The following is a 15,777-nucleotide window of genomic DNA, read 5'->3' on the forward strand; positions in this document are numbered from 1 at the left end:
GACCTAACCGGTCAGGGCCCTGTCCACCAGCCGGAGCGCGGCCAGGTCCTGGGCGTCCTGTGCCGGATCGCCCATCCGCAGGGTGAACGTGGCGCTGGTCGCGGCCCGCGCACCGTCCGGTGTCACCCCGCTCTCGGAGACGATCCCCAGATGGGTTCCGCCGTGGAACCAGATCCCGCCGCTGCTCCCCGCCACCGGGCGCCAGGCGATGCCCAGTCCGTAACGGACTCCCGGCGCCGGACTCCAGTCCTCTGCCACGACCGTCTCCTTCATCGCGGCCAGCTGGGCCGGGCGCAGCAGCCGGCCGCTCATCAGGGCGCGCAGGAAGACACCGTGGTCGTGGGTGGTGCTGATGACGGAGCCGTCCGCCCCGCCGCCGGACGTCAGCGTCGTGTCGGTCGGCCGGGCGCAGCCGGGGAACCAGGTGTACGAGGTGGCCGTGGGGCGGGGGACGTACGGCGAGGTTCCCGGTGTGAACGTGTGGCGCAGGCCCAGGGGTTCGATGATCCGGTCGTGGATCTCCTGTGCCCAGGAGTTGCCGGTCACCTGCTCGATGATCAGGCCCGCCACCACGTAGTTGGTGTTGGAGTATCCCCAGCGCCGTTCCCAGGCGGGGAGTTCGGCGTCCGGCACCCACAGGGGCGGCCGGCTCAGAGCCGCCTTCAGCTGGTCCTCGGGGGCCGTGGTGCGGAACCGCGACCGGCGGTAGCCGTCCGGGGTGAACGCATCGGCCGAGTCCGGTGAGACGGCGAGATAGTCGTTCAGCCCGCTGGTCTGGCGCAGCAGATCGGCGACCGTGATCCTGCGGCCGTCGTTGCCGTTGCCCCGTACGGCACCGGGCAGCCACCGCTCGACGGTGTCCGTGAGCGCGAGTCGCCCCTCACCCGCCAGTTGGAGGGCGAGCGTGGCCGTGAAGGTCTTGGTGTCGCTGCCGATCCGGTAGTAGGCGTCCCAGGGGACCGGGTGGTGCGGGGCCCGCAGGCAGGCGGATCCGGCACGGGCCGTCGTCCGGCCGTGGGCGCTCTGCACCTCGGCCAGTACGCCGGTGGCGCCGGTGGCCAGGATCGCGTCCGCATCGCTCTGGAGACGGCCGCGGAGGCCGGGGGAGCGGTGGGGCGCGGCGGCCGTCGCCGCGGTTCCGGACGCCCCGGTGAGCAGGGCGGCCGCCGTGGCCGCCAGGCCCGTACGTCTGCTGATCACCGGTCCTCCCCGGTGCGGGGGCAGGTCAGGTCGGCGCCGGGCAGTGTGCCGTCGCGCAGATAGTCGTCGACGGCTTCGTCGGCGCAGGGGACGGGGGTGAGGCCGTCGAGTCCGCGCCCGTACACCCCGTGCGAGCGGATGTCCGCCGTCACCAGCCGTGAACCGGTCAGCCGGTGGTGCAGAGCCAGTGCCCCTTCGTAGGGGACGTTGTTGTCGCGCCGGGCCTGGAGCATCAGCACGGGTACGTCGTTGCCGATCGCCGTGGCGGGTTCACGGGATGTGCTCGTCCAGAACGCGCACGGGGCCATCATGCTGTTGACGAGCGGGCCGAAGACGGGCTGGGTGGCGCGGCTGTGCTCCATGTTCTTCCAGTACGTCTCCGGGCTCTTCGGCCAGCCACCGGCCGGCCAGCCGTTGTCGCCGCACATGAAGAGGGCCCCGCCCAGCATGCTGTCCGCCAGCTCGGGTGACGCGAGCAGTTCGAGCATGGCGGCGAGCTCCGGACGGGGCTCGACCGGCCTGCCCGCGGCGGCATCGGTCAGGGCGCGCACCGTACCGGCGAGCGCCGGGTCGTACTCCTCGTGCTGGATGAGCTGCCGCAGCACCAGCCGCAGCAACTGCGCGTCGAGCCGGACGCCGGAGACGGTGACCGGGCGCTGCTCGGCCCCGTCGAGCAACTGCTGGACATTCGACCGCACTTGGGCGGGTGTCCTGCCGAGCCGGTAGGTGCCGTCGTGCCGTGCGGTCCATCCGGCCCAGGCGTCCAGCGCCTCTTCCAGCGGCCTGCCGGCCCGCTGGAAGAGTTCGTACTGGGTGGCCGTCGGGTCGGTCGAGGAGTCGATGACGATGCGGTCGGCGCGGCGGGGGAACATCTGGGTGTAGACGGCGCCCAGATCGGCGCCGTACGAGACGCCGTAGTACGACAGTCTGCGCTCGCCCAGCGCCGCGCGGATCGCATCCATGTCGCGGGCTACGTTCCTGGACGTGGCGTGCGGGAGGAGCCGTGCGTTGTTCCCGTGCTCCTCGCAGCGGCGTGCGGTGTCGCGGGCGGACCGTACCGACCGCTCGAAGTCCTCGCGGCGGGTCGTGGCCGGGCCGGGCGCGGGCGTCGGGGCGTCGGGGTCGCAGGCGATGGGGGTGGACTCGCCGAGGAAACGGGGATCGAAGCCGATCAGGTCGTAGCGGTCCGCGACGTCCTTCAACGCGGGGCGCAGATAAAGGGTGTTGGCGAGTCCGGTGCCGCCCGGACCGCCCGGATCGGACAGCAGGACGCCCCGCCGCTTCCCGTGCTTCGCGCCGGCCTTGATGCGGGAGATCGCGATCTCGATCGTCGGGCCGCCGGGGTCGGAGTAGTCGAGCGGAACGGTCACCTTCGCGCACTGTGCGCCCGCCTCGTTCAGCTCCTGCTGCTGCGGCGAACAGGGGCCCCAGACGAGCCGCTGGTGGGCGGGTGCGGCGGGTGCGGCGGGGGTGGCCGACGCGGGCACACCGCCCGCGAGTAAGCCGGTCAGGCCGAGACCGGCGGTGAGCAGTGGGGCGACGCGCATCGTGCTCCTCGGATCAGGTGGATGACTCCCGCACGACGCTAGGGGCGTACGCGGTGCGAGAACATCGGGCCACCCGGCCGAAGCGACCTGGGGCCAGCACCACCAACACCCGTCACGGGCGCGGCTGGTCGTCCGGCCAGACCCCGATGTGGTCGTGCTCCAGCTCCAGCATCACCCGGTGCTCCATGCCGAGCGCCTCCGTGTAGTCGGCGGGCAGTTGCAGCCGGCCCGCCCGGTCGAGCATCGCGTACTCCCGGGCCACCTGGGACTCCAGGCCCGTCGCGGCGTCGACCTCGGTGCGGCGCAGCACCTCGGAGGAGGTACGGCCGTCGCGGATGGCGACGGTGCGGCGGACCTCGTCGGCCACCGCCTGGTCGTGCGTGACGATCACGATCGTGGTGCCGAGCTCCTCGTTGGCGCGGCGGAACGCCGCGAAGACCTGCTCGCCGGTGGCCGAGTCGAGCTCGCCGGTCGGTTCGTCGGCGAGCAGCACCGACGGGTTGTTGGCCAGCGCGACCGCTATCGCCACCCGCTGCTGCTGGCCGCCGGAGAGCTGCTGCGGGCGCCGGTCGCGGCAGTCCGCGACCTCCAGGATCCGGAGCAGTTCTTCGGCGCGGGCGGCCCGTTCGGCACCCCGGACCCGGCCCCGGCCGCGCAGCTGCATCGGCAGGGTGACGTTCTGGATGGCGGTGAGGTACGGGAGCAGATTGCGGGCGGTCTGCTGCCAGACGAAGCCGACGACGTCCCGCCGGTAGCGGAGCCGTTCCTTCGGCCCCATCGACAGCAGATCGCAGCCCGCCACCTTCGCCGAACCGGCCGTCGGCACATCGAGGCCCGCCAGGATGTTCATCAGGGTCGACTTGCCGCTGCCCGAAGCGCCGACCAGGGCCATCAACTCGCCCTCGGTGACCAGGAGATCGAGGCCCTGGAGGGCCTGCACCTCCACCCCGTCCGCCGAGAAGATGCGGACCAGCCGGTCGCAGGCGATCAGCGCGTCGTGCCCGTACGAGGGCCGGTCGCGGCGCGTCGCGGCGCGCTGTTCGAGCTCGGCGAGCGTGGTGTCGGGCGACGTCATCGGGGGTCTCCTGCCCTGAGTTCGTTGATCGGTCCGCGGCGGCCGGCCCACCAGGCCTGGACGGTGGCCACCGCGGCGGTGAGGACGACCACGCCGAGCGCCGGGAGCGTCAGCGACCACGGATCGGCCCGCAGCGGAGCGGTGTCGAGTGCGGTGGAGCCGGGCCCGGCGGAGAGCGCCAGGTCCAGCAGATCGACGCCCGGCGCCAGCAGGGCGATCGTCGCCCAGCCGACGAGCACCCCGCCGAAGGCCGCCAGCAGGGCCTGTGGCAGCGATTCGAGGCCGAGCAGCCGTCTGCCCTGCCGGGAGGTGAGGCCCATGGTCCGCAGCCGGGACAGCAGGGCCGTGCGTTCCGGGGCGGTCCGCAGCAGCGACAGCAGCACGGCGATCAGGGCGTAGCCCGCGCCGGCCGTGATCGCCGCCGCGTAGATCGCCCAGGCACCCCGCTGCAGGGGGGTGTCGACGAACGTCGCGCGCTCCTCCGAGCGCAGCCGGACGGAGAAGCCCTCGCCCGCGTGCCGTGCCGCCGCCCGCAGCGCCTTCGCGTCCGGGGAACCGCCGGTGACCAACAGGGCGGTGGTCTGCTTGCGGGGCAGCGACGCGGCGTCGACGATCAGGAAGTCGCTGTCGGGGACGGCGGCGGTGCGCGGGACGACGCCGGCCACCCGGACCGTGAGGTCCCCGGCCGGCGTGGACAGCTCGTGCGGCCGGTCGCCGAGCTCCGCGGCGACGGACGGCGACGCGATCACGGGCAGCACCGCGTCCTTCGACGGGGCGGCCTTCTTCGCCGCCGTGCCGCCCGCGGCCCTCAACCGGTCGGCGGGGAACGGGCCGAGGCCCGTCGACCGGGCCAGCCGGGCGTACGCCGCCGGGTCGACCCCCAGCACGGTGGCGCTCTTCATGCGGCCGTTCCCGTCCTGGTCGGCGGGCAGCGGCACGCCGGACACGACCTGGACCGCCGCCACCTCCCGTACGCCGTCCGCCGCCCGGACCTCACGGATCAGCCGCTCCGGCAGCGGCACGGCGTCGAGCACGCCGCTGATCCGGGCGTCCGCGCCGACCGTGTGCAGGGCCGCCCGGTCCCGCGCGTCCGCGACGCCCGCGAGCACCGAGCCGCCGAACGCGGCCGTGGTCAGCGCGAGCAGCAGCGCCAGCAGCGGCAGCGCGCCGCCCGCCGATCCCCGCCCGGCGCGGGCCAGCGACAGGAAGCCGACCGCACCGCGCCGCCGGGCGACGGCGCGCGAGGCGAGACGCAGCGGCAGCGGAAGGAGCCGTACCAGGACCAGGGCGGCGATCAGCCCGACGAGTACGGGGGCGGCGCTGACCAGCAGGTCGCTGCCGCCGTCGCCGCCCGTGCCGCGTCGGCGCAGGCCGACTACCGCGCCGACGGCCAGCACCAGCAGGGTCAGTTCGGCGACCGTGCGCCGCCGGGACGGGCGGGCGTCCATCAGGTCGTCGCGGGCTCCGGGCAGTCGCGGCCTGCGGTGCGGCAGCACCGAACCCAGCGGCAGGGCGACGCAGATCAGCGCGGCGACGGCGGCCGGCCCGACGACGGAGGGCCACAGCCGGGCCCGGTCGAAGACCGCCACGGCGATCAGCAGACCCAGTGCCGCCGCGGGCACCGCGATCACCACCGTCTCGGCGAACAGCCGGCCGCCGATGCCGCGCAGCGATCCGCCGCGCGCACGCAGCAGCGCCAGTTCGGCGCGGCGCCGCCCGCCGATCAGCCCGGCGATCATCAGCAGCACGACGCCGGCGACGGCCCCGATGCCCACGGCGGCGACCGTGACGACCGGACCGATCGCCGTACGCAGGGTGTCGTACCCGGTGAGGATCTTGTCCAGATCGGTGGTGAAGGTGGCGTTGTCGCCGGCCACCGCGCGCATCCTGACCAGCCCGGGACCGCCCTCCAACGAGGCGATCGACGAGCGCAGTCCCGTTGCGTCGGAGGCGGTGAGGCCGGAGGCGTCCGGCGCGAACCGCCAGAACATCTCCGGCTCGCCCGTCGTGGCGAGCAGCGCGGGCGCGGCGTCCGGCGGCAGCAGGACGGCCGCGGTCCAGTAGTTGCGCGGGGGGTACAGATTCGGTTCGGGGACCAGGGCCGGGGTCCGCAGCAGCGGCTGGGCCGACCAGTAGGCCGTCCGGGGGTGCTTCGGGGCGACGATGCCGGTGATCCGGACGGTCAGCCGCTTCCCGTCCTGGGTCGGTACGGTGATGGCCGCGCCGGGCTTCGCACGCAGCGCCTTCGCCGTCTCCTCGGTGACCGCGCCCTCCACCTCGGGCGTGTTCTCGGTGACCTCGCCGCGGACGGCGGGCCATTTCCCGGCACGCAGGGTGGCGTGGCCCGGGAGGTCCGACAGGGTGGAGTAGCTCAGTTGCGGGTCGACGAGGTCCGGCCGCGGCAGCCAGCGGTCCTGCGCGGCGATCGGCTTGCCGGTGCGGAAGCCGTACGCGGAATCGGCGGTGCCGGGCAGCACCGCGGCGGGCAGCGCGGACCGCACCTTGTGATGGACGGACGCCAGCGCCGTCTCGCGCACGGCCGCCTCGCGCTCGTCCGGGGGGCTCTGGAGTTCGGGCTGCGGATTGTTCAGCTCCAGCACACTGTGCCGGGGGTCCGCGGCGGCGATGTCGTGGCGCAGTCCCTCGTTCGCGTGCTGCTCGACGGCGCGCGGGAAGGCGGCGGCGAGGCACGAGGTCAGCAGTACGAGCAGGCCCAGCGCCCAGGCCGTGCCGGGAGCGGTGCGCAGCCGGGTACGGACCCAGGGCGCACCGGCGGGGGCGCCGCCGTCTCGAACGGAACGCGGAGTCATGTCAGTTGTCCCCCTGGACACGCAGCGAGGCCGCGGGGTCGGCGCCGCGCAGAGCGAGGGACACGACGATCACCAGCGGCAGCGCGGCCACGCCTGCGAGCAGCGCCGCGATCTGCCCGGCCGGCAATTGCACCAGCACCCCGGGCACCGGCGCGGTGGCCTGTCCGGTCAGTACGACGAGCGGTACGACGGCGCGGTTCAGCACCGCCCCGAGCACGGTCCCGACCAGCAGCGCGATGGCGATCAGCACGCCCTGCTCGACGGCGATCATCCTGGTCAGCCGTCGGCGCGGGGTGCCCAGCGCCCGCAGCACGGCGAACTCGGCGGCCCGTTCCCGCTGCGCGCCGACCGCGCTCACCGCGAAGCCGACCGCCGCCAGGGCCGCGGCGACCACCGCCACCGCGGGCAGCGCGGACTGCGGCCCGGCGCCCAGCGGATCACCGACCAGCTCCCGCGCGATCTCGTCCCGCACCAGGACCTGGGCCGGCTCGGTGTCGGGCTGCGCGCGCAGCGCGGCGGCGGCCTTCGCGGCCTGTCCGGGGGCGGTGCTCAGCCACCACTCGTTGGCGGTGAGCACGGCGCCGGGGCGCTGCGCGAAGACCTGGCCGACGGCCCTGAAGTCGAGCAGCAGGGCCCCGCCGTCACGGTCCTTGACGCGCTCGGGAGCGGAGTCGTCCGCGCCGGTGCCGGTGGTCGGCAGCCGGCGCACCACGTCCACGATCCTCACCCGGACCGTCTCGCCGGCCAGCGTGACATCGACACTCTGTCCCTTCTTCGCTCCGGCGGCCTTCAGATACGCGTCGGTGACGACGGCCTTCGGCATCGGCGCCTTCGGGCGGGGCGCGGTGACCCGTACGGAGAAGGCGGGCGTGTAATCCCACATGTTCGGGGCGGAGCCGGTGTCGTACCCGAAGGCCAGCGGGCTCTTCGCGGAGGTCGTCGCGTCCACCGCTTCGCCGGGCCGCGCCTCGGCACCGGATCCGGTGGCGGTCATCTCGGCGTGCCAGCCGAACCCCTCGGGGACCGGGACCGGCCGCTCGGTGCCGTCGGCCGTCACGGTCCGCAGGCCGCTGACGTCGAGCCGGTGCGATTCTCCCGGGCCGGTCGGCCGGTTGCCGTTCAGTTCGAAGCCGGTCACGGCGAGGTCACCCGCGGCCGCCACCGCGAAGCTGACCGGATGCGCCTTGCCGTCCACGGGCACGGCTCCGGCCGACACCCGGTAGGGCAGGCCGTAGCGGTCCTCCAGCAGCACGGCCAGGACCGGATCGTCGCCCTTCCCCGCGTGCGCCCCGGCCGTCGTGATCCGTACGTCGAACCGGAGCCGCTCGCTGTTCTCCGGGAGCGCCAGCCCGGCCCGCGCGGTCCTCGGCGGATCGAGCGGGTCGAACAGCCGCTCGGGCGGCCGGTCGCCGAGGTCGTCGCGGATCAGCATCCGCTCGGTGGCGTGCGCGGTGTCCAGGGCGAGGACCGAGGCGGTGCGGTCGCCCGAGAGTTCCGTGGTCGCGCGGAACGCGGGCGCGGCGTCCCGTACCCCCGGCAGCCGCGCGTACCGGCCCGACTTCACCGGATCGTCGTCGGCACCGGTCAGTACGCGCACCGACGCACCGGCCCTGAAGTCCGCCTGGTCGCCCTGCGAACGGTCCCAGGACGCGCGCTGCCCGATGGCCAGCATGCCCATCGCCACCGCGAGGACCAGCAGCAGCACGGGCCCCGCATTGCGCAGCGGGCGCCGGCTGAACTGCCAGCCGGACAGGGCCGCGATCAGCCCCCGGCCGCCCGCCGCACCGCGCTCCGCGAGCCGGGCCGCGGGCGGCAGCAGCCGCAGCGTCAGTACGGTGCCCGCCAGCAGCAGCAGCGCGGGAGCCGCGACCAGCAGCGGATCGACGCCGAGCCGGCCCTGCCGGTCCCCGCTCAGCGCACCGCCGCCGACATCCGTGGCCCGGCGGTCGAGTTGCCAGTAAGCCACCGCCGCGATCACCAGCAGGCCGAGGTCGGCACCGGCCCGCAGCGGCGCGGGCAGCGATGCGGCACGGCCGCCCCGACGCTCCCCGGCACCCGCCGCCAGCGCGGGCGCCACGACGGCCAGCGCGCAGGCGAACGCGGTGACCACGGCGACCAGCCAGACGGTGGCGGTGGCGCCGCCGTCGAGCCGCAGCCCGATCCGGGACAGCGCGCCGCGCCCCGCGAGCAGCCGGGTCAGCGGCCCGGCGAGCAGCGGGGCGACGAGCGCGGCGGGCAGCGCGAGCAGCAGCGCCTCGATCGCGGCGAGCGCCGTGATACGGCCGCGCGATCCGCCCCGGGCCCGCAGCACACGGGTCTCCCCGTCGCGCTCGCTGCTCAGCAGCCGGGCCACCAGCAGCAGCGCGTACCCCGCGAGCAGCACCAGCTGGACGGCCACGATCATCAGCGTCGAACGGGAGACCAGCAACGCCCGGTCGATCTGCTCCAGCACCCGGGGGAGCGAAGTCCGCGCGGTGGCCCCGCTCTTGAACTCGGGGGCCGAGGTCACCGTCTTCGGCGCGGCCGTGGCGGCGCTGTGCAGCGAGTCGATGCGGCCCGTGGTGACCGTGCGGAAATCGGCGGCGGCCAGCCAGGACATCGTCCCGGAACTGACCCGTCCGGAACCGGTCGTGCCGGGGGCGGTGAGCAGCGGACCGTAGGTCGTGAAGGCGAGTTTGCGGATGCCGCGCCCGCCCAGCTCGTCCAGCTGCCAGTACGGATCGGCCGGGTCGGACACCTCGTACACGCCCGTGACCAGGACGTGCAGCGGCTTGTCGGTCAGCCGGTCGGTGACGGTGATCCGCGCACCGGGCTTCAGCTTCAGCGCCTCGGCGGCCGTCCGCGGCAGGGCGACCTGGACGGGATCGCCGGACTTCCCGCCCCCCGACGCCGGCATGCGGCCCGCGGCGATCCGGACCCGGCTGCGGTCGAGCGAGGCGAAGTGGGTGAGATCGGGCTCGCCGCCCCGGGCCCGGGGGGTCCGCAGATCGCGCGGCAGCGCGTACGCCCCCGAGGTCTCCAGCGTCCGGACGGTCACCGGAAGGCCGTCGAAGGCCTCGCGGGCCGCTCTGCGGGCGATCACGTCGGCCGCGTCCCGCTGCGCGGGCGCCACCTGCGCGGACATCACGAGGGAGGCGGCGGCCGCCGAACGGTGGGTGAGGGCGTGGCGGAGCGCCGCGTCGCCGACGGAGCCGGAGAAGGCGGTGAGTGCGGCCAGCACCGATGTGGTCAGCAGCACGGCGAGGACAGCCGCGGAGAGCAGCAGCCGATGGGCCCGCACCCGGAGAAAGACGAACCCCGTCACTCACGCCCCCCTGGGCCCTCAGCACACACACGCCCCCCGGCGTTGTATGGATGCTTTCAAGCCGCAGGGGTTCTTGGAAACCGCTTGCGTACGTACTTGATGCGATTGTGATCGTTTATCGGTGATGGAAGACCGAATTCCGCGCCGGCGGCGGCGGACGGGTGGGGGTTCAGCCCTGGGTGTTCACCATCGAGGCCGCGGCGTAGGTCAGGTAGTCCCACAACTGCCGCTCGTGCTCCGGCGCGAGCCCGAGCTCGTCGAGGGCCACCCGCATATGGCTCAGCCAGGCGTCGTGCGCCGCCCGGTCCACCCGGAACGGGACGTGCCGCATCCGCAGCCGGGGGTGTCCGCGCTGCTCGCCGTAGGTACGGGGCCCGCCCCAGTACTGGATCAGGAACAGCCTGAACCGCTCCTCGGCCGGGCCCAGATCCTCCTCCGGGTACATCGGCCGGAGCAGCGGGTCGTCGGCGACCCCCTGGTAGAAGCGGTGCACCAGGCGCCGGAAGGTCTCCTCGCCGCCGACCTGCTCGTAGAAGGTCTGCTCCTGCAGCGTGTCGCGCGGAATCTCTGTCACCCGTCCATCGTCGCAGACGCACCGGCCGAGGACCCGGGTCCTAGGACTACCCGACAGTCCCTCGCCCGCCCGGCTTCCTGGCCCCCGGGCCCCCGGCGCAGGAAGGTGGAGACATGGACGCGCACACCGACCGGTTCGCCGCGGCCGCCGCCGAGGAGCGGTGGGCGATGGTACGGGGCATCGTGGCCGGGGGGGCACTGGGCGATCCCGGCTGGCGGGCCGCCTTCGAGGAGGTGCCGCGGCATCTGTTCGTGCCCTACTACTTCGTGGCCGGCGGCTACGACCGCCTGTGGTGCGAGGACCCCGACCCGGCCCGGCGGGCCCGGTGGCTGCGCGGGGCGTACGAGGACGGGCCGCTGGCCACGCGGATCCGGGACGGCGAACTGATCTCGTCGAGCAGCCAGCCGTCGCTGATGGCCCGGATGCTGGAAGAGCTGGACGTACGGGAGGGGCAGCGGGTCCTGGAGATCGGCGCGGGCAGCGGCTACAACGCGGCGCTGCTCGCCCACCGGCTCGGGGACGACGCCGTGACCACCATCGACCTCGACCCGGAGATCACCGAGTCGGCCCGCCGGCACCTGGCCGCGGCCGGATACCACCCCGCGGTGATCACCGGGGACGGGACACGGGGCTGGCCCCTGCGTGGCCCGTACGACCGGATCATCGCGACCTGCACCCTGCCGTGCGTACCGCGGCCCTGGCTGGAGCAGTGCGTGCCGGGCGCCCGGATACTGGCCCCGTTCGCCACCGGACTGATCGCGCTGCGGGTGCGGGAAGGCGCGCACGGGAAGTACGCCGAGGGCCGGTTCCTGCACACGGCCGCCTACTTCGTACCGCTGCGCGGCACACCGGCACAGACCGTACGGCGCCCGCACACCGGCTCGGTGCCGAGGCGGGTCAGCGAGAACGATCTCTTCCGGTTCATGCTGGCGCTGACCGAGGGCTCCCTCGATCCGCGCGAGGCCCACTCCCTCTGGCGGCGCGAGAGGTGCCCCGAGCGGGAGAGATTCGGCATCACGGTCACGGACGGGCGGCAGTGGGCCTGGCTGGACGACCCCGAGGGACCGTACGCCTGGACACTGCCCACCGTGTGACGCGGATCAGCCCCGGCGGATCGTGATCGTCGTCCACGCTCCGACATGCACCCGGTCGCCGTCCTGGAGCGGGACGGGGACATAGGGCTGGATCGGGTCCTCGGCGCCGTTGAGCGTGGTGCCGTTGGTGGAGTTCTGGTCGACCACGGCCCAGCTGCCGTCGGGCTGCTGCACCAGCACCGCGTGCTGGTGCGAGACGCCCGGGTCCTCCGGCGGCACGGACAGATCGATGTCGGGGGACTCGCCGGTGCTCTGCCTGCGGCGACCGATGGTGATCTGGTTGCCGGACAGCGGAAGCTGCTGTTCCGGGGAGTACGCGGGCAGGTTCAGCCCGGTCGCCTCGGGACCGCTGCGCTGCATCATCGCCAGGAAGTACTCACGGTCCGGGGCGATGACCGCGGTCCAGCTCGCGGGCGGCTGGTTCTGGGCCTGCCCCGGGAACGGCGGCTGCTCGTGCTGCGGCGGGCCCGGCTGCTGCTGCGGGGCCTGGGTACGGGACGGCGGCGACAGCATCCAGTCGTCGTCGCTCTGCGGCCCCTGGGCTCCCTGCGGCCCCTGCGGAGCCGGCGGACCGGGCTGTTCGAATACGGGCGGCGCCGACTGCTGCTGGAACGGCGGCGGTGCGGACTGCTGCTGGAACGGCGAGGGCGGCGCGGACTGCTGCTGGAAGGAGGGCGGAGGCGGCGGACCCTGCTGCTGGAACGGCGGCGGGGGCGACTGCGGGCCGGGGGCCGGGTGCGACTGCGGACCCGGACCGGGCGCCGGGGGACCCGGGCGGTTTCCCTGTTCGGAGGAGAGCGGCTCGGCCGGGCGGTTCATCTGCGAGGGCCGCGAGCCCTGGTACTCGAACGGATCGCGCTGCTGCGGCGGAGCCGGCGGCTGCTGCGCCTGGAAGCCGGGCGGCAGGTTGAGTCCGGGCGGCGGGCCGGGAACGCCGTGGGCCGGGGCCAGTGGCGTGTACGACGTCGCGGTGTTCGTGAGGAAGTTCCAGCGGCACTCCTCGCAGAACGGCGCCATCGCCTCGCGGGGCGTCCGGCACTGCGGGCAGAGCTCCGCCTGCTGGGTCGCGTCGGATCCCGGGCCCGGCGGGTAGCCGTAACCGGGAGCGGGCGGCGGAGGCGGCGGGGGGACCGCGCCCGCAGGCGCGCCCGCGCCGGTCATGCGATGGCCGCAGACCTCGCACCAGTCATCGGAACCCGACTGGTGTCCGTTCGGGCAGGTCGGCATGTCGGCGCTTCCCCCTCTCCTGGGCCGGCCCCGGGGCCGGCGATTTTTCTTGCTCTTCGCCTCCCGGTGGATCGCTCCAGGCCGGGCGGCTCGACCGTGTGGCTCTGTGGTTACTTGCTGTACGGCTCTGTGTTCACTTCTTGACGCGAACGGTCTTGGTCGAGCGCGTTTCGAGCGTCATCTCGTCGGCGTCCGCGACCTTGGCCTTCAGTCGCACAGTACCGGTCGCCGCGTCCACGACGTCCACCACCTTCGAAAGCAGTTTCGCAGTGTCCTCGTTCCCGGACGCCGACGCCAGCTGCACCGCGCGGCCCAGTTTCGCGGTCGCGCCGTCGAAGTCTCCCGACTTGCGGGCATCGAGCCCCTGCTGGATGACTTGTGCCAGTTCCGCCTGGCCGGTGTAGTGCGCGACCTGCGGATTGATCGAGGTGGACGCCACCATGTCCTCGGTCCACACGGCTCGGACCAGGCCCTGCGAAAGCGTCTGCGGAGCCCCGCCCGCGGGGTCGGGGAGGACCAGCGAGACCCGGGACGCCAGCATCTCCTGCCCGATCCCGGCCTGGGGCACCTGCACACACACGTGGTAGTCGCGGGACTCGTCGCCCCAGGAGCCCGTGGGGTAGTCCCCGGCGCGGGGGCCCGCCTCGGTGCGTCGGCCGGTCAGGTCGACGACCGTCGGTGCGACCTGTTTCACAAACTTGATCTCGACCCCGACGGGCGTCCAGAGCCGCAGCGCGACATCCGCGACCTCCTTGCCCATCGCGTTCTCCATCATCTGCGTGAAATCGGTGGCCAGCCCCGAGGGGTCGGCGACGATGTCGGCCGTGCCGAGCAGCGCGGAGGCGATGGCTGTGACCTCTTTCACCTCCCAGTCGGTGCCGACACCGCGGGCGTCACAGGTGAAGCGGCCCGCGCAGGATTCGAGCGCGGCCCGCAGGTCCTCCGGCGCCTCGTGCTCGTTGCGGCCGTCGGTGAGCAGGATGCCGTGCCGGATGTTCACATCGGCCGCGCCGAGCAGCCGGTCGGCCAGCCGCAGCCAGGTGCCGATCGCCGTACCGCCACCGGCGCTGAGCGCGCGCAGGGCCTCCTTCGCCTGGGCCTTGGTCCGCGAGTCGGCGACGGCGAGCCTGCCGTTGCCGGGGTAGACCTCCTTGGCGACGTGCGTACCGCCGACGACGGCGAACGAGGTGCCGTCGCGCAGGGTGTCGATGGCCGCGGCCGTCGCGTCGCGGGCGTTGCGCATCTTCGTCGGCGGATAGTCCATCGAGCCCGAGCAGTCGACCATGATCACCACAGCGGCGCCCGGCGCCTGCCCGGGAACGCGCGGGGACGGCACGGCCGCACCGGACAGCGGGACGCCGCCGGTGGTGCCGCCCCCGGTCGAGGTGACCGTGACGATCGCGTTGACCTCGCGACCGCCTTCCGGCAGGTACTCGTTCTGGTACACCTCGACGGAGAACTGCGGCACGTTCGACTTGGAGAAGTTGGCCATCTGGTCGGCTCCTTGGGACTCCAGGTGTCGGATGAAGACAGCTGTGAGCGAAGAAAAACGGGCGAAGGCGGCGGTGGCGGGCTGGGCGGTCAGAACTGGAACCAAGCGTTACGGAACGGGACTCACGTGGTACCGCAGGCCGATCCTGCCCCCTGAGGCTCCACGGCGAACGGCAGCAGAGCCACTGTTACGTTGTCGTGGCCCCCACCGTCGAGTGCGTGACCCACCAACACCTGGGCGCCGTGCAGCGGCCGTTGATGCGCGTCGGCCGGCACCGCCGCGGCCATCTCGGCCGCCGACTCCGCGTAGTTCCACAGGCCGTCCGTGCAGACGACCACGAGACCGGACCGGTCCGGTTTGAAGGACGCGGTGTGCGGTTCCAGCTCGTACGCGTCGGCGCCGAGCCATCCCGTGATGGCGTGGGCGCGCTCGTCCGCGTACGCCTCGGCCTCGTTCATCAGGCCCGCCGCCACCATCTGCGCGGCCCAGGAGTCGTCCTCGGTCAGCCGGGCGGGCGGGTTGGCGCGGTCGTCGGGCACCCAGTAGACGCGGCTGTCGCCGACCCAGCCGACGACCAGCAGGTCGCCCGCCATGATCGAGCCGACCAGGGTGCACGCCGGGGCGTTCTGGTGGCGGTGCCGGTCGTGCTCCATGGCCCGGCCCGGCTCCTGCGCCAGTGCGTTGACCGCCTCGGCGGCCACGAGGATCGCCTCGTGCATCGCCTGCTGCGGATGGGTGCCGCGCGGCAGCGACTCCAGAAGCGCCTCGTTGGCGGCGCTCGCGGCGGCCGCCGACGCCTCGTCGGGGCGGCTGGCCGAGGAGACGCCGTCGCAGACGATCGCGACGACGGCCGGCGAACCGTCGGGCAGGGCGGTGGTCGACACCGCGAACGAGTCCTCGTTGCGGTGATGGCGCAGCCCCCGGTCGCTGACGGCGGCCACCGAACCGAGCTCCTGCTCCATGTGGTCGCGCTCGCGCGGCTGGGCGTGACCGCAGTTCTCGCAGTAGCCGTCGACATCGACACTGCCGGCCCGGCAGGCCACACACAGTCTGGTGCCGGCCGACGGCGTGGCCGCCACCGGTTCCGCGGCGGAGGTACGGGGGTCGGGCGCGGGCGCCGGGACATCGGCGGACGGCGTACCGGCCGGCGCGGGCGCGGCCAGCTCGAAGTCGCCCGAGTCGCCCGAGTCGCCCGGTCCGGCCGATTCGGCCGATCCGTCCGATCCAGCCGGTCCGGCCGATTCGGCCCGCCGGTCGAAGCGGACCTCCGCCGCGCGGCCCGCCGCACCGTTCTCCGCCGGTGCGGCCATGGCGTTCGTCGGGTGGTCCTGCGGAGCGGGGGGCACGGCCGACAGGTCGTACCCGCACGCACCGCAGAACAGGTCCCCCGGCTCCAGCGGCTCCTCGCAGCCGGGGCACTTCGACAGGGCCGTCTCCTGGGGCTTCTGCGACAT

10 protein-coding genes are annotated in these 15,777 nt (G+C 73.9%); 1 reads left to right on the forward strand and 9 read right to left on the reverse strand.

Going from position 1 to position 15,777, the window contains the following annotated elements:
- Window positions 1-3: 3 nt before the first annotated feature.
- The 6 genes from OG611_RS13635 to OG611_RS13660 form a co-directional block, all read right to left on the reverse strand.
- Window positions 4-1,200: a serine hydrolase gene (locus OG611_RS13635; protein ID WP_266419059.1), complete on the reverse strand. Its 1,197-nt coding sequence runs from the start codon at window positions 1,198-1,200 to the stop codon at window positions 4-6.
- Window positions 1,197-2,747 carry an alpha/beta hydrolase gene (locus tag OG611_RS13640; RefSeq protein WP_266419062.1) on the reverse strand — a complete coding sequence of 517 codons (1,551 nt, stop codon included), beginning with the start codon at window positions 2,745-2,747 and terminating at the stop codon, window positions 1,197-1,199. The genes OG611_RS13635 and OG611_RS13640 overlap by 4 nt, the downstream gene beginning before the upstream one ends.
- Window positions 2,748-2,859: 112 nt before the next feature.
- Window positions 2,860-3,822, reverse strand: a complete 963-nt coding sequence (locus tag OG611_RS13645; RefSeq protein WP_266419063.1) for an ATP-binding cassette domain-containing protein — start codon at window positions 3,820-3,822, stop codon at window positions 2,860-2,862.
- A complete protein-coding gene (locus OG611_RS13650; RefSeq protein WP_266419065.1) occupies window positions 3,819-6,632 on the reverse strand; it encodes an FtsX-like permease family protein in 2,814 nt (937 codons plus the stop codon). Before OG611_RS13650 ends, OG611_RS13645 begins: the two co-directional genes overlap by 4 nt.
- Before the next feature lies 1 nt (window position 6,633).
- Window positions 6,634-9,936 carry an FtsX-like permease family protein gene (locus OG611_RS13655; RefSeq protein WP_266419067.1) on the reverse strand — a complete coding sequence of 1,101 codons (3,303 nt, stop codon included), beginning with the start codon at window positions 9,934-9,936 and terminating at the stop codon, window positions 6,634-6,636.
- A 169-nt stretch (window positions 9,937-10,105) separates the two neighbouring features.
- Window positions 10,106-10,510 carry a globin gene (locus OG611_RS13660; protein WP_266419070.1) on the reverse strand — a complete coding sequence of 135 codons (405 nt, stop codon included), beginning with the start codon at window positions 10,508-10,510 and terminating at the stop codon, window positions 10,106-10,108.
- Between the two features lie 113 nt (window positions 10,511-10,623).
- Between OG611_RS13660 and OG611_RS13665 the strand changes: the two genes are divergently transcribed.
- Window positions 10,624-11,604, forward strand: coding sequence for a methyltransferase domain-containing protein (locus OG611_RS13665; protein ID WP_266419072.1), 981 nt, complete (start codon window positions 10,624-10,626; stop codon window positions 11,602-11,604).
- Between the two features lie 6 nt (window positions 11,605-11,610).
- On the opposite strand, the gene OG611_RS13670 is transcribed toward OG611_RS13665, so the two are convergent.
- The 3 genes from OG611_RS13670 to OG611_RS13680 form a co-directional block, all read right to left on the reverse strand.
- Window positions 11,611-12,831 carry an FHA domain-containing protein gene (locus OG611_RS13670; protein ID WP_266419074.1) on the reverse strand — a complete coding sequence of 407 codons (1,221 nt, stop codon included), beginning with the start codon at window positions 12,829-12,831 and terminating at the stop codon, window positions 11,611-11,613.
- Between the two features lie 133 nt (window positions 12,832-12,964).
- Window positions 12,965-14,323 (reverse strand): VWA domain-containing protein, encoded by a 1,359-nt coding sequence (locus tag OG611_RS13675; RefSeq protein ID WP_266419077.1) that lies wholly within the window; start codon window positions 14,321-14,323, stop codon window positions 12,965-12,967.
- 122 nt (window positions 14,324-14,445) lie between these two features.
- A complete protein-coding gene (locus OG611_RS13680) occupies window positions 14,446-15,777 on the reverse strand; it encodes a protein phosphatase 2C domain-containing protein (RefSeq protein WP_266419080.1) in 1,332 nt (443 codons plus the stop codon).

This window comes from Streptomyces sp. NBC_01363 (genome assembly GCF_026340595.1).
Taxonomy (GTDB): Bacteria; Actinomycetota; Actinomycetes; order Streptomycetales; family Streptomycetaceae; genus Streptomyces.

Coding starts and splice junctions, on each gene's coding strand:
- OG611_RS13640 (WP_266419062.1), bottom strand. CDS start 2,747: ATGCGCGTCGCCCCACTGCTCACCGCCGGTCTCGGCCTGACCGGCTTA.
- OG611_RS13645 (WP_266419063.1), bottom strand. CDS start 3,822: ATGACGTCGCCCGACACCACGCTCGCCGAGCTCGAACAGCGCGCCGCG.
- OG611_RS13650 (WP_266419065.1), bottom strand. CDS start 6,632: ATGACTCCGCGTTCCGTTCGAGACGGCGGCGCCCCCGCCGGTGCGCCC.
- OG611_RS13665 (WP_266419072.1), top strand. CDS start 10,624: ATGGACGCGCACACCGACCGGTTCGCCGCGGCCGCCGCCGAGGAGCGG.
- OG611_RS13670 (WP_266419074.1), bottom strand. CDS start 12,831: ATGCCGACCTGCCCGAACGGACACCAGTCGGGTTCCGATGACTGGTGC.
- OG611_RS13675 (WP_266419077.1), bottom strand. CDS start 14,323: ATGGCCAACTTCTCCAAGTCGAACGTGCCGCAGTTCTCCGTCGAGGTG.
- OG611_RS13680 (WP_266419080.1), bottom strand. CDS start 15,777: ATGTCGCAGAAGCCCCAGGAGACGGCCCTGTCGAAGTGCCCCGGCTGC.